The sequence below is a fragment of the Streptomyces sp. NPDC037288 genome (assembly GCF_055603265.1).
Genome location: NZ_JBVJVY010000002.1, coordinates 1 through 12,562, shown reverse-complemented (window position 1 = coordinate 12,562; position 12,562 = coordinate 1). Strand labels below are relative to the sequence as shown.

The 12,562-nt window shown below is 71.9% G+C and carries 13 protein-coding genes; 3 read left to right on the top strand and 10 right to left on the bottom strand.

What is annotated here, in order from left to right; translation table 11 throughout:
* Positions 1-53: 53 nt before the first annotated feature.
* From ACZ7GZ_RS02430 to ACZ7GZ_RS02385, 10 genes are all read right to left on the bottom strand, one after another.
* Positions 54-1,463 (bottom strand): MFS transporter, encoded by a 1,410-nt coding sequence (locus ACZ7GZ_RS02430; protein ID WP_471020236.1) that lies wholly within the window; start codon positions 1,461-1,463, stop codon positions 54-56.
* A 159-nt stretch (positions 1,464-1,622) separates the two neighbouring features.
* Positions 1,623-2,582 (bottom strand): ABC transporter substrate-binding protein, encoded by a 960-nt coding sequence (locus ACZ7GZ_RS02425; protein ID WP_471020233.1) that lies wholly within the window; start codon positions 2,580-2,582, stop codon positions 1,623-1,625.
* A 127-nt stretch (positions 2,583-2,709) separates the two neighbouring features.
* Positions 2,710-3,378, bottom strand: coding sequence for an ABC transporter permease (locus ACZ7GZ_RS02420; RefSeq protein ID WP_471020230.1), 669 nt, complete (start codon positions 3,376-3,378; stop codon positions 2,710-2,712).
* Positions 3,375-4,028: an ABC transporter permease gene (locus ACZ7GZ_RS02415; protein ID WP_471020227.1), complete on the bottom strand. Its 654-nt coding sequence runs from the start codon at positions 4,026-4,028 to the stop codon at positions 3,375-3,377. The genes ACZ7GZ_RS02420 and ACZ7GZ_RS02415 overlap by 4 nt, the downstream gene beginning before the upstream one ends.
* Positions 4,025-5,155 carry an ABC transporter ATP-binding protein gene (locus ACZ7GZ_RS02410; RefSeq protein ID WP_471020225.1) on the bottom strand — a complete coding sequence of 377 codons (1,131 nt, stop codon included), beginning with the start codon at positions 5,153-5,155 and terminating at the stop codon, positions 4,025-4,027. Before ACZ7GZ_RS02410 ends, ACZ7GZ_RS02415 begins: the two co-directional genes overlap by 4 nt.
* A 183-nt stretch (positions 5,156-5,338) precedes the next feature.
* Positions 5,339-6,697 carry a PP2C family protein-serine/threonine phosphatase gene (locus tag ACZ7GZ_RS02405; RefSeq protein WP_471020222.1) on the bottom strand — a complete coding sequence of 453 codons (1,359 nt, stop codon included), beginning with the start codon at positions 6,695-6,697 and terminating at the stop codon, positions 5,339-5,341.
* A gap of 541 nt (positions 6,698-7,238) precedes the next feature.
* Positions 7,239-7,646, bottom strand: a complete 408-nt coding sequence (gene msrB, locus ACZ7GZ_RS02400) for a peptide-methionine (R)-S-oxide reductase MsrB (RefSeq protein WP_471020220.1) — start codon at positions 7,644-7,646, stop codon at positions 7,239-7,241.
* Between the two features lie 14 nt (positions 7,647-7,660).
* Positions 7,661-9,049 carry a UDP-N-acetylmuramate--L-alanine ligase gene (murC, locus tag ACZ7GZ_RS02395; protein ID WP_471020217.1) on the bottom strand — a complete coding sequence of 463 codons (1,389 nt, stop codon included), beginning with the start codon at positions 9,047-9,049 and terminating at the stop codon, positions 7,661-7,663.
* Between the two features lie 82 nt (positions 9,050-9,131).
* Complete coding sequence (locus ACZ7GZ_RS02390; protein ID WP_471020215.1) at positions 9,132-9,605, bottom strand: indole-3-glycerol phosphate synthase; 474 nt, start codon at positions 9,603-9,605, stop codon at positions 9,132-9,134.
* Positions 9,606-9,734: 129 nt separating this feature from the next.
* On the bottom strand, positions 9,735-10,604 hold the full coding sequence (locus ACZ7GZ_RS02385) for a pyrimidine reductase family protein (protein WP_471020212.1): 870 nt from the start codon (positions 10,602-10,604) through the stop codon (positions 9,735-9,737).
* A 37-nt stretch (positions 10,605-10,641) separates the two neighbouring features.
* On the opposite strand from ACZ7GZ_RS02385, the gene zapE reads away from it, so the two are divergent.
* The 3 genes from zapE to ACZ7GZ_RS02370 all read left to right on the top strand — a co-directional run.
* Positions 10,642-11,745 (top strand): cell division protein ZapE, encoded by a 1,104-nt coding sequence (zapE, locus tag ACZ7GZ_RS02380; protein ID WP_471020209.1) that lies wholly within the window; start codon positions 10,642-10,644, stop codon positions 11,743-11,745.
* A gap of 165 nt (positions 11,746-11,910) precedes the next feature.
* Complete coding sequence (locus ACZ7GZ_RS02375) at positions 11,911-12,306, top strand: hypothetical protein (protein WP_471020207.1); 396 nt, start codon at positions 11,911-11,913, stop codon at positions 12,304-12,306.
* A gap of 89 nt (positions 12,307-12,395) precedes the next feature.
* Positions 12,396-12,562, top strand: a 167-nt coding sequence (locus tag ACZ7GZ_RS02370) for a carbonic anhydrase (RefSeq protein WP_471020764.1), incomplete at its 3' end; no start/stop codon positions are given.

The following is a 12,562-nucleotide window of genomic DNA, read 5'->3' as shown; positions in this document are numbered from 1 at the left end:
GGGGAGGGAGGCCGCGCGGTCCCCGCGCTCCTGGGGAGCTGCAGCCGGCCGCGTCAGCGTCGCACCGTAGCTGTGGCCCCCTCCTCCGTCCCGACCCTGCCGCTCGCCGCCCAGGCCACGGCCAGCAGGACCACCGCCGCCCAGCAAGCCGCCTGTGATGCGCCAAGGCCCTTCCCGGCCAGGTACACACTTCCCAGCACCGCCACCCCCAGCGTCGCCCCCAGCTGCTGCACCGCGTTGAGCAGCCCGGCCGCCGAGCCGACCTCGTGCGGGCGCAGGGGTCGCAGGGCGAGGGTGAAGAAGGCGGGTGTGAACAGGCCGGCGCCGAGGCCGACGAGGGCGAGGGCGGGCAGCAGCGCGACCGGGTAGTGCCCCGGCGCGGTCGTCCGGTACGCGGCCACGGCGGCGAGCAGTCCGGCCAGCAGCACCCCGAGCCCGTACGGCATGACCCGGTGTCCGTACCGCCGTACCAGCCGCGAGCCCGCCCACCAGGAGGCGAGGGCGAGTCCCGCGGACCACGGCAGCAGGCTCAGCCCGGACGCCAGGACACCTGTGCCGGCGTCCATTTGGAGCTGGAGGACGACCACGACGGTCAGCCCGTTGGTCACCGCGAAGAAGGCGGTGGAGGTGACGAGAGCGGCCGGGAAGCCGCGGTGGGTGAACAGGCTGGGCTCCACCAGGGGACGGGCCGCGCGCCGTTGGTGCCGGGCGAAACCGGTGAGCACGAGCAGTCCGGTGCCGAGCGACAGCCAGTCGCGCAGGGCGAGTTGGCGGAGGTCGCCGCCGATCAGCGGGTACACCAGGAGTCCCGTGCCGAGCGCCGCCAGGGCGGTGCCGGGCCAGTCGAGGGCCGGGCGGTGCGGGGCGCGGTTCTCCGGCAGGTTCCGGGCGAGGCCCAGCACCACCGCGGCCACCGGCACGTTCACGAGGAACGCGGACCGCCAGGACGAGCCGAACAGGTCGGCGTGCGTCAGCACACCGCCGACGACGGGGCCGCAGACGGCGGCGAGGCCCATCACCGGTCCGATGCTGCCCAGCGCCTTCGCCGTCTCCTCCCCGGAGAACATCGCCTTGATCAGGCCGATGGTCTGCGGAATGATCAGCGCCGCCGCGGCGCCCTGCACGGCCCGGAAGGCGATGAGCAGCCCCGGCGACGGCGCCAGGGCGCAGGCGACGGACGCCGCAGTGAACAGCGTGACGCCGAGGACGAACATCCGGCGCCGGCCGGCGATGTCCCCGAGCCGCCCGCCGGTGATCAGCAGCACGGCGAACGGCAGGGTGTAGGCGGCGCCGAACCACTGCACGTCCGAGACCGGCCCGCCCAGGTCGGCATGGACGGCCGGTGCAGCCACCTGTACGACGGTGGCGTCCAGCAGGTTCATCGCCTCGCCGAGCAGCAGGGCGGCCAGGCCGGGCCAGCGCCTGCGGCAGGGAGTGGCGGCGGCCACGCGTTCCGTGATCATGGAGTTCCTCTCACGCTCGCTACGGGACCGGCAACCGGCCCCGGGCCAGCGTGAGAGGTCAGGGGAGGCGGGCTCCACCAGGAGCGGCGCGCTTGCGGATTTCTTCCATCAGCGCCACCGTTCCTGAGGAAATCCCACAGGCAGACGAAGGACCGGGCGTCAGGTGAGGCCGGCGGACCGCAGCCAGGCCCTGGCCACGTCCAGCGGGTCCTTGTTCTGGGCCTGCACCTGGGTGTCGAGGTCCAGCAGGGTCGCGGTGTCGAGTTTGGCCGAGACCGCGTCGAGCGCGTCGACGCCCTTCTTGGGCAGGGCGTTCTTGCGGACGAGCGGCTGGACGTTCTCGAAGCCGAAGAGGTTCTTCGGGTCCTGCAGGACGACGAACTTCTCCTTGGAGACGGTCGGGTCGGTGGTGAAGAGGTCCGCGGCCTGTACGGCGTCCTTCTTCAGCGCCGCCTGGGTGAGCGGGCCGCCCGCGTCCAGTGCCCGGAACGACTTGAACTCGAGCCCGTAGACGGACTTCAGGCCCACGAGGCCCTGCTGCCGGGTCTGGAACTCCGGCGAGGCGCCGATCACCAGATCCTTCGCGACGCCCTTCAGGTCGGCGATGGACGACTTCCCGGTGAGGCCGTACTTCTTCGCGGTGGCCGCGTTGACCGTGACCGAGTCCTTGGACTGTGCCGCCGCGGGCTGAAGCAGGGTCAGCCTGGAGCCCAGCTTGGCCTCGATGGCCGTCGTGGTGGCCTCGGCCGTCTTCGGCTTCGCCTTGGCGTCGAGGTAGGCCAGCAGCGCGCCGTTGTACTCGGGCAGCACCGAGATGGAGCCGTTCTTGATCAGGCCGTAGGTGGTCTCGCGGCTGCCGATGTTCGGCTTGTACGAGACCTTGACGCCCTTGGCCTTGAGGGCTTCGCCGTAGATGTCGGCGAGCAGGGTGCTCTCGGGGAAGTTGTTGGAGCCGACGACCACGGTGTCGCCACTCGCCTTGCTGTCGTCCGACAGGGGGTTGCCGGACGTGCCGTGGGAGGAACAGCCCGCCAGCAGAGCCGTCGCCGCCGCGAGGGCGACCACCGCCGCGCCTCGGTTCCTCCGGATGGACCTGCTGATGCGGTTGGTGGAAGTCACGCACCGATCCAATCCAGCCGGTTCACGGTCAGTCAAGGGCCACGGATCACCGATCGGCCTCGATCCGCGGCCGGTTGTGCGCAGGGTGACGGTCTGACGCCGGCCCGCCCGCACCGGGCCGTGGGCGTCAGCCGCTCCGGCGCACCCCTGGTGACACCGTGAGCCGGGACACGGCCCAGAACACCACGAGGGTGGCCAGGGCGAGTCCGGCGACCAGCGTGGCGCCGCCGACGACCTTCTCGTAGTTCTTCTGGTAGAGGCCGTCGATGATGTACCGGCCGAGGCCGCCGAGGCTGACGTACGCGGCGATGGTGGCGGTGGAGACGATCTGGATGGCCGCCGTGCGCAGGCCGCTGAGGATCAGCGGCAGCGCGACCGGCAACTCCACCTGGAACAGCACCCGCGCCTCGGACATGCCCATGCCCCGGGCGGCGTCCACCGGCGAGGGGTCGACGGAACGGATCGCCTCGTAGGTGGTGACCAGGATCGGCGGTACGGCGAGCACGACCAGCGGGATCATCACCGGCAGCAGACCGAAGCCGATCCAAAGGAACATCAGGACCAGGAGACCGAAGCTGGGCAGGGCCCGGCCCGCCGTGGCGATCAGGGCGAGGGCGTTGCCGCCGCGTCCGTAGTGTCCGGTGAGCAGCCCGCCGGGCAGTCCGATCGCGGCGGCGATCAGCAGGGCTTCCAGCGAGAACCTGAGGTGCTCGGCGAACCGGGTGGGAATGCCGTCGTAGCCGTGCCAGTGGGCGCTGTCACCGAAGAAGGCGCGGGCGAAGTCGAGGACGTTCACCGGGCGGTTCCCTTCCGCGGCATCCAGGGGGTGAGCAGGTTGCGGACCAGGACCAGCACGGCGTCGGCGAGGATGCCGAGCACGGCGATGGTCAGGACGGAGTTCACGGCCAGGGCGGGCCGGTGGTAGGTCTGGGCGTCGTAGAGCATGTTGCCGAGGGCGCCCTGGTTGCCGATGAGCATGCCGACGCTGACGAGGGAGATGCTCGACACGGTCGCCACCCTGAGGCCCGCGATGATCGCGGGTACGGCGATGGGCAACTGCACCTGGAAGTAGCGGCGTACCGGTCCCAGGCCCATGGCCTCGGCGGCGGCCAGGGTCTCCTGCGGTACCGAGCGGACGCCGTCCACGATCGCGGGGACAAGCACCACCAGACTGTAGAGCGCCAGCGGGATCATCACCGTCGTCTCGCTCTGCCCGAAGTAGTCGATGAGCACGACGAAGAAGGCCAGGGACGGGATGGCGTAGAGGACGGTGGTGACGCCGAGGACGGGCGGGTAGATCCAGCGGAAGCGCACGCACAGCTGGGCGACGGGCAGCGAGACGATCAGGCCGGCCAGCACCGGGATCAGCGCCTCGCGCAGATGCAGGCCGACGAGGCCGAGGTAGCTGTGCTGGAGGTCGCTCGGGAGGTCGAAGAAGCCGTTCATCGTGCGGCCTTCACCCCTGCCTGGTGTGCCACCCGGCTGTGCGCGGCGCGGATGGCCTCGCCGATGACCTGCTGGGACACGACGCCGACGGCGCGTCCGTCGCCGTCCACCGCGACGGCCCAGCCGGTCGGGGAGAGCACCGCCCCGTCGAGCGCGGTGCGCAGCGAGTCGGTGCCGGGCACGAACGGGCGTCCCTGGTCGATGAGCTGCTCCGGGTCGATGGCACCGGCGGTGAGCCGGTCCGGCTCGCTCCAGCCCAGCGGCCTGCCGTCGGGGTCGGTGACGAGGAGGTAGGGGGCGTCGGCGAGGGAGGCGAGCTGTGCGGCGTCGGCGTCGAGCGCGACGACCGGCGACGTCTGCAACTCCAGGCCGGTGGACGGGAAGAAGGACAGGCGGCGGATGCCGCGGTCGGCGCCGAGGAAGTCCTCCACGAAGGAGTCGGCGGGCGCGCTGAGCAGTTCGGCGGGCGGTGCGAACTGGGCGAGCCGCCCGCCGGTGCGCAGCACCGCGACCATCGTGCCGAGTTTGATCGCCTCGTCGATGTCGTGCGTGACGAAGACGATGGTCTTGCCCAACTCCTCCTGGATACGCAGCAGTTCGTCCTGGAGCCCCTTGCGTACCACGGGGTCGACGGCGGAGAACGGCTCGTCCATCAGCAGCACCGGCGGATCGGCGGCGAGCGCCCGGGCGACTCCGACGCGTTGCTGCTGGCCGCCGGAGAGCTGGTACGGGTACCGCTTGGCGAGCGAGGTGTCGAGCCCCACCCGCTCCATCAGCTCGGCCGCCCGTTCCCGGGCCTTGTGTTTGGTCCGGCCGAGGAGGCGGGGCACGGTGGCGATGTTGTCGAGGATGGTGCGGTGCTGGAAGAGGCCGGCGTTCTGGATGACGTAACCCATCGAACGGCGCAGGGTGTTGACCGGCTGCTGCCGTATGTCCGTGCCGTCGAGGAGGATGCTGCCCTCGGTGGGGTCCACCATCCGGTTGATCATCCGCAGGGTCGTCGTCTTGCCGCAGCCGGAGGGCCCCACGAGGACGGTGATCGCGCGGTCCGGAATCTCCAGCGACAGCCGGTCGACCGCGACCGTGCCGTCCGGATACCGCTTCGTGACTGAATCTATCCGTATCAAAACGCCGAGTGCCCTCCGGGTTTGGCGGATTTCCGCCCGCTTCCGGCCACGGTCGTCGATGCGCAGGCCGTTGCGGGAAGAGTCTAGACCGCGAGTGTTTCAGCGATTTGGCGGCGCGTGACCGGTCGGGCCACCGGCGCGCGACACCACGACGGACCGGGACCCGCCGGACGGCCCGCACCCCTACGGCGAGACCGCGTCGGCCGAACCCCCCTGTCGGCTGTGAGGCCGCGCGGCGAGCGCGGCGACGTCGTCCTCCGCGTGCCGTGCGTCCAGTCGGCCGAGGATGGTGTCCAGAACGTCGTCGAGCCCGGCGCCGGCAGGGAAACGGACGGCGGACAGCCGGGCCAGCGAGCGGTCGATGTCCTCACCCCGGCGTTCCACCAGCCCGTCGGTGAACAGCACGAGCGTCTGCCCCGGTTCCAGCTGCTGGGTGGTGGACTCGTACCCGCCGAGCCCGGTCCCCAGCGGTGGTCCGACCGGGACGGACACGATCGAGGCCTCGCCGCCGGAGGTGATGAGCACGGGCGGCAGATGCCCGGCGCTGGCCAGCGTGATCTGCCGGCGCCCCGGGTCGACCCGGGCGAGCAGACATGTGGCGGGCCGCAGCTCCGCCTCCCGGGAGGCGATGTCGTCCATCTGCCGCAGCACCCGGTGCGGAGGCAGATCGGCGGCGGCGATGTAGCGCAGGGAGGAGCGGTAGGCGTTCATGTCGACGGCGGCCTCCAGGCCGTGTCCCATGACGTCACCGACGACCAGCAGGGTCCGCCCGAAGTGCAGCCGTACGGTCTCGCACCAGTCGCCGCCGACCAGGACGCCGCCGCCGGCCGGCAGATAGCGGATGGCGATGTCGAGGTTGGGGTGCGGGCGGCCGGGCTCGGAGAGCAGGGCGCGTTGCACGTCGCCGGCGGTGCGGTTGACGCTCGCGTAGTCGCGCGCGTGGCGGATGTGGGAGGCGGCGCGCTCGGCGAGCAGGCTGAGCAGCTCGGCCTCCGCAGGACGCAGGGGCGGCGGCCCGGGACGCGCCCACACCAGGACGCCGTACGCGTCCTCTCCGCTGGTCAGCGGCGCGCACAGGGCGATCGCGGTCCCGGTGCCGCCCGCGTGTTCCAGCCATGGCTCCGGCTGCGCGGCGAGCGCCGGTACGCCCGCCTCACGGGCCACCGCGGCGGCCCAGCCGGCCTCGGGCAGCGCGTCGGCGTCCCCGGTGACCGCCTCGTACCCGGAGACGGTCTGACCGGTCCGGCGCATCACGGCGGCCGTGCCGCCGGCCAGCCGTACGGCGACCCGGGTCAGCTCGGCGCAGGTCGTGGCCTCGTCGGAGGTCGTACCGACCCCTGCGAGCGCCTCCCGCAACATGCCCAGCCGCACACCGGTCTCCACGCCGTCGCCGACCGCCACACCCTCCGCGGCCTGCGCAGCCTGCGCGGACGGCGCGGACGGCGCGGACGGCGCGGCTCCCTCGCGACCGCCACCGTCTTCGCGGTGGCGGTCGCCGCCGGCGGGCTGGGGCCTGCGACGGGACTGGATCCAGCGCGCCACACCCAACACCCTCACAGAATCTCAAACCGGAGCGACTCGGGCACCAGCCTCGTCCGTGCCACCGCCCTCGACGGCCCCGTGCGCCCGGTGCCCCTGCGCGGCGGTCGCCACGGGCGGGACGAAGCGCTCGGGGGCGCCACCCGCGTGACGGTCCGGAGGACGAACCGGGGCTCCGGGACAGGGCGCGGCGGTGCGTCGCGGCAGACGCGCTGGACGGGAACCGTCGAGCCGAGGCAGTGGACCGGGCCATCGATCGGCGAGCGCGCGCACCGGCCACCGACCCTCCCCCAGGACCCGCGCACCGCCCTGCGGACAGCGGCGCCCCGCCGCCCCACGGGAGCGGTCCCCGGCCGGCCCGGGCGCCGCGGAGCGGGCAGGCCGGTGCCCGGATCGTGGTGGCCGTCCGTACCCACGCTCCGCCGCCTCTCCCGCTCCCCTGCCCGACGGCGTTCATCTTCGACCGGACGCGCCCCATCGGGCACGTCTTTTTCAAGATTCAGGGCGCCGATTGATCGAAACCCTGGCGCAGCCGCCGGGCAGGTCAGTCCTCGGCGGGCGTCAGCCGCAGGGAGATGGAGTTGATGCAGTACCGCTGGTCGGTCGGGGTCGGATACCCCTCGCCCTCGAAGACGTGCCCGAGGTGGGAGCCGCAGCGGGCACAGCGCACCTCGGTGCGGACCATTCCGTGGGAGCGGTCGTCGACCAGTTCCACCGCGTCGGTGTCCTTCGGGTCGTAGAAGGACGGCCAGCCGCAGTGCGACGCGAACTTCGTGTCCGAGGTGAACAGCTCGGCACCGCAGGCGCGACAGGAGTAGACACCCTCGGTCTTGGTGTCCGTGTACTCACCGGTGAAGGCCGGCTCGGTGGCGGCCTTCCGCAGCACGGCGTACTCGGCCGGGTTCAACTCCGCGCGCCACTGCTCGTCCGGCTTCTCGACGTCGTACGACATGAGCCTCAGCTCCTTTACTGCGACAGGCGGTCCAGGATCAGCGGGCCCAGGTCGGTCACGTCGCCCGCGCCCATGGTGAGAACCAGATCGCCGGGCTTCGCCATTCCCGCGATCACCGCGGGGCTCTCGACCTTGTCGTGCACGGCGGTGACGTCGGCACCGGCGGCGCGCGCGGCCTCGATGATCAGCTCGCTGGTCACGCCCGGGATCGGGTCCTCGCGGGCCGGGTAGATGTCCAGCACGACCGACGCGTCGGCGAGGGCGAGGGCCTGGCCCATCTCCTTGCCCAGCTCCTGCGTGCGGGAGAACAGGTGCGGCTGGAAGACGACGAGGATGCGGGAGTCGCCGGCGGCGGCGCGCATGGCCTCCAGGTCGGCGGTCATCTCGGTGGGGTGGTGGGCGTAGGAGTCGATCACCTGCGTCCCGGCGGCCTCGCCCTTGAGCTGCAGGCGCCGCTTGACCCCGGTGTAGGCGGCCAGCGCGGGCGCCAGCTCGGCGGCCGGGATGCCGAGCGCGGCGCCGGCGGTGAGCGCGGCGACGGCGTTGAGGGCGTAGTGCCGCCCCGGCACGGAGACCGTGAAGGTCAGCTCCTGCCCGTCCAGCAGCGCGGTGACCCGGCTCTTCAGCCCCTGCGGTACGACGGCGGTCACCCGCACGTCGGCGTCCTCGGCCTCGCCGTAGGTCACCGTCTTCACCGTCCCGGCCAGCCGCCGCGTCAGCTCCCGCGCGCCCTCGTGGTCGGCGGAGATCACCAGCGTGCCGCCGGGGACGATCTTCGCGGCGAAGGTCTCGAAGGACTCGTAGATCTCGTCCATCGAGGCGTAGTTGGCGTGGTGGTCCAGCTCGACGTTGAGGACGATGGCGACCTCGGGCGCGTACTTGTGGAAGCTGCGGTCGGATTCGTCGGCCTCGGCGACGAAGATGTCACCCTCGCCGTGCAGCGCGTTGGAGCCCGGTGCGTCGAGGTCGCCGCCGATGGCGTACGACGGCTTCAGACCGAGCTCGGTGAGGGAGACGGCCAGCATCGAGGTGGTCGTCGTCTTCCCGTGGGTACCGGCCACGGCGATCGGGCGCAGCCCCTCCATCAGGGCGGCGAGCGCGTCGGAGCGGTGCACCACCGGGATACCCAGCCCGGCCGCGCGGGCCAGCTCGGGGTTGTCCTGGCGGATCGCCGACGACACCACGACACAGCTCGCGCCGTCGGCGAGGTGCTCCGCGGCGTGCCCGATGTGCACGGTGATCCCGAGCGCCCGCAGGGCCTCGGCGGTCGCCGACTCCTTGGCGTCACTGCCGGCGACCTCGGCCCCGCGCTGCGCGAGGATCTTGGCGATCCCCGACATCCCGGCGCCGCCGATGCCGATGAAGTGCGGTCGGTCCATGGCGGTAGGAAGGCCGGGTGCCATGTGGTTCTCCCAGGATCACGGTGCGGGCTGAAGCAGGCCTAGCCTATGCCGAGCCCCGTGCTCTCTCTGACAGCCCAGGTCACTACGCCGTGCTGTGCGAGAACAGCTTCAGCACCGGTACCCCCACCTTGTGCCGGGCCCGGGAGGCCCAGTCCCGGTGGAAGAACTCCTCCACGTAGTGGGGGTCGGTCAGGACGATCACCTCGTCGGCGTCGACGTCGGCGACGAGGGACTTCAGCGCGTCCAGCGGGTGGTCCTCGACCAGCCGGCCCTCCGCGTCGCTCCCGGCCGCCCGCAGGGCCTGTACGGAAACGTCCAGCGCCCGCTGTCCGACACTCCTGGCGTCCTCCCCCTCGGGGGTCTCGCCCTCCCGCACCGCCTCGTCCAGTTCGCCGAGCGCGATGTCGTCGATGGCGCGCAGCAGGCGGTCCGCCTGGTCGCCGCGCGGCTGGAGGAGCACGTGGAACGCGACCGCCTCGTCTCCGTGCAAGGTGGTGACGAACTCCACGTCGGCGGACGTCAAGGCCTTCTCGATCATCAGAACGCTTGTGAACACCGAACGCCTCTTCTCCTCCGTGGGCCCCGGCAAGGCCCCTGCGGAAACCATCCTGCCCCGTGATCGCACGGGTTGTGCCGGACTAAGTCTGCCCGCCGGAAGTTAAACGGAACGGTATATTCCGCCGATTCAGGACCGACGGTAACGACCGAACAGGAATCCGGCCTCCTCAAGGAGGGACGCGAGTGCGAACCGGTGCGGCACGGCGACCGACGGCCCCCCGGCGATGCGCTGCGCGTCGCCCGCGGTGAGCATGGGCGAGAGGGTCAGGCACAGCTCGTCCAGCACCTCGTCGGCGATCAGCTGGCCGAGCAGCCGGGGACCGCCCTCGGTGAGCAGCCGGGTGTGACCGAGGCCGGCCAGGGCACCGACGGCGCGCGCGGGCTCGACGCCCGTGCCCTCACCGGCGACCAGCACCCTGGCGCCGGCCTTCTCGGCGGCGGCGACCCGGTCGGGGGCGACCGCGGCCCCGGTCAGGATCAGCGTGGGCACCAGGGGCGAGGTGAACAGCGGGAGCGAGAAGTCCAGCTCCAGGCTCGCGCTGACGACCGCGATCACCGGCGCCGGGCCCTGTCCGGCGGCCTTGCGGGCGTCGGCGAACTCGGCACGCGCGCGTGCCGGGCGGTACCCCTCCTGCCGTACCGTTTCCGCGCCCACCACGATCACGTCCGCGAGAGCCCGCAGCGTGCCGAAGATGCGCATGTCGGCGGCGCTGGAGATGGGCTGGGAACGCCCCTCGTGCTGAGCGGCACCGTCGAGCGAGGAGACCATGTTGGCCCGCAGCCACGGCCGCGGGGCCCCCGGCACGGGCTCCGGGTAGGCGTAGGCGGCGGCCAGCTCGGCGAGGCTCCACTCACGGTCGACGAGCGCGCTGCCGGCGTGCGCTCCGGGCACCTCGCCCGCACCGGCCCCGGCCACCCGTCTCACCCCCTCGCCCTCGCTCGTCCCTCCGAAGGCCCGGGCTGCTGTTTCGTCGGTCACAGGGAACAGGCGTCGCATGTCGTGCAGTGTGACACGGCGCTTAGCATGGATAACCGTGTCGTCCTCCACCACCGCCCCCGGATCCAGCCCTCTGACCGACGCGGGCCCCCTCTCCCTGTGCGCCCGCGAGCCGCACGTCCCCGCGGACCGGCTGGTCGCCGAGATGGTGCCGCCACCGCGCTTCGACTCGGTCCGCTTCTCGACGTACATACTGGACCCGAACCAGCCCAGCCAGACCGATGCCGTGCAGATACTCGAGGGCTTCGCGGCCGGGCTCGGCGGCGCGCACGCCTCCGGCGCCGGCCGGCGCGGCTTCTTCGGCTTCGGCAGGGCCAAGGCGCCCAAGGTGCCGGCCGGCCCGCGCGGGGTCTACCTGGACGGCGGCTACGGCGTCGGCAAGACCCATCTGCTCGCCTCCCTGTGGCACGCCACCCCCGCCGAGCCCTCCCTCAAGGCGTTCGGCACGTTCGTGGAGCTGACGAACCTGGTCGGTGCCCTCGGCTTCCAGCAGACCGTGCGGACGCTCTCCGACCACCGCCTGCTGTGCATCGACGAGTTCGAACTGGACGACCCGGGCGACACGGTCCTCGTGTCGACGCTGCTCGGCAAGCTGGTCGAGGCGGGCGTGGCGCTGGCCGCCACCTCCAACACGCTGCCGGGCAAGCTGGGCGAGGGCCGGTTCGCCGCCGCCGACTTCCTGCGCGAGATCCAGGGCCTGTCCGCCCACTTCCGCGCCCTGCGCATCGACGGCGAGGACTACCGCCACCGCGGTCTGCCCGAGGCGCCGAAGCCGTTCACCGACGAAGAGGTGACGAAGGCGGCCTACGCCACCGCGGGCGCCTCGCTCGACGACTTCCCGCACCTGCTGGAGCACCTCGCCAAGGTGCACCCGAGCCGGTACGGCGCGCTGACCGACGAACTGCGGGCGGTGTGCCTGACCGACGTCCGGCCGGTGCCGGACCAGTCGACCGCGCTGCGGCTCGTGGTGCTGGCGGACCGGCTCTACGACCGCGAGGTTCCCGTTCTGGCCTCGGGCCTGCCCTTCGACAAGCTGTTCAGCGAGGAGATGCTGAACGGCGGCTACCGCAAGAAGTACTTCCGCGCGATCTCCCGGCTCACCGCACTGGCCCGCGACGCGAAGGGTCTCGTCGACTCATAGTCAAGAGCGGGATCGCGCCACGCGACCGGCACTTTTCACTCTCTCTTGCGTTCGTAACGCGCTGTTAACCCTGCAAAGGCCTTTGCAGGGTTAAAGTGCTTCTTGACCATTCATTGACCATGACTTGGTCTGTACTAGAAGCGCGACGCGACGGAAGGGGGGCGCATGTTCCGAGGTACGACGACCCGGACCCGCTTCACCCTCCTCGCCGTGATCCTGCTCGCGCTCCAGCTCTTCGCCCCGACGGGAACCTTCGCACCCGCGCACACGGTCCGTCAGGCGCAGGCCAACGCCGAGTCCGGAATTCCGTCCTCCGTACCGCCGGCGCACGAGGAGAAGCACTCGGTCCGCGCCCCCAACCGCTCGGGCGCGCCCATGAGCACCCCGCACCTCCGCGACCGGCAGCGCGGCTCGGCCTGCGGCCGGGGCCAGCAGCCCGCGCTGATAGCCGGCCGTGCGGCCGGTGCCGAGGCGCCGGACGCACCCGGCGCGCCGTACGGCCGTGCCGCCAGAACCTCAAGAGCCCACACCCCGGCAGCGCTTCAGGTCTTCCGCTGCTGACCGGCGTTCCCTCTCTGTAACTCCCCCCACACAAAACGTCGTTCAAGTCCGACGCGCCCGTGCCGGCGCGCCAGGAGGAACTCACGCATATGCAGCCCCTCATCGACAACGCCCGTACCTTCGGACAGCGCCCTGAGGAGTTCGCCAGACTCGCCGAAGGCCAGTCCCCGCAGGTGCTGTTCATCACCTGCTCCGATTCCCGGGTCGTCCCCGCCCTGATCACGGGCGCCCGCCCCGGCGAGCTCTTCGAGCTGCG

Coding starts and splice junctions, on each gene's coding strand:
- ACZ7GZ_RS02430 (WP_471020236.1), bottom strand. CDS start 1,463: ATGATCACGGAACGCGTGGCCGCCGCCACTCCCTGCCGCAGGCGCTGG.
- ACZ7GZ_RS02415 (WP_471020227.1), bottom strand. CDS start 4,028: ATGAACGGCTTCTTCGACCTCCCGAGCGACCTCCAGCACAGCTACCTC.
- msrB (WP_471020220.1), bottom strand. CDS start 7,646: ATGTCGTACGACGTCGAGAAGCCGGACGAGCAGTGGCGCGCGGAGTTG.
- murC (WP_471020217.1), bottom strand. CDS start 9,049: ATGGCACCCGGCCTTCCTACCGCCATGGACCGACCGCACTTCATCGGC.
- ACZ7GZ_RS02385 (WP_471020212.1), bottom strand. CDS start 10,604: ATGCGACGCCTGTTCCCTGTGACCGACGAAACAGCAGCCCGGGCCTTC.
- ACZ7GZ_RS02375 (WP_471020207.1), top strand. CDS start 11,911: ATGTTCCGAGGTACGACGACCCGGACCCGCTTCACCCTCCTCGCCGTG.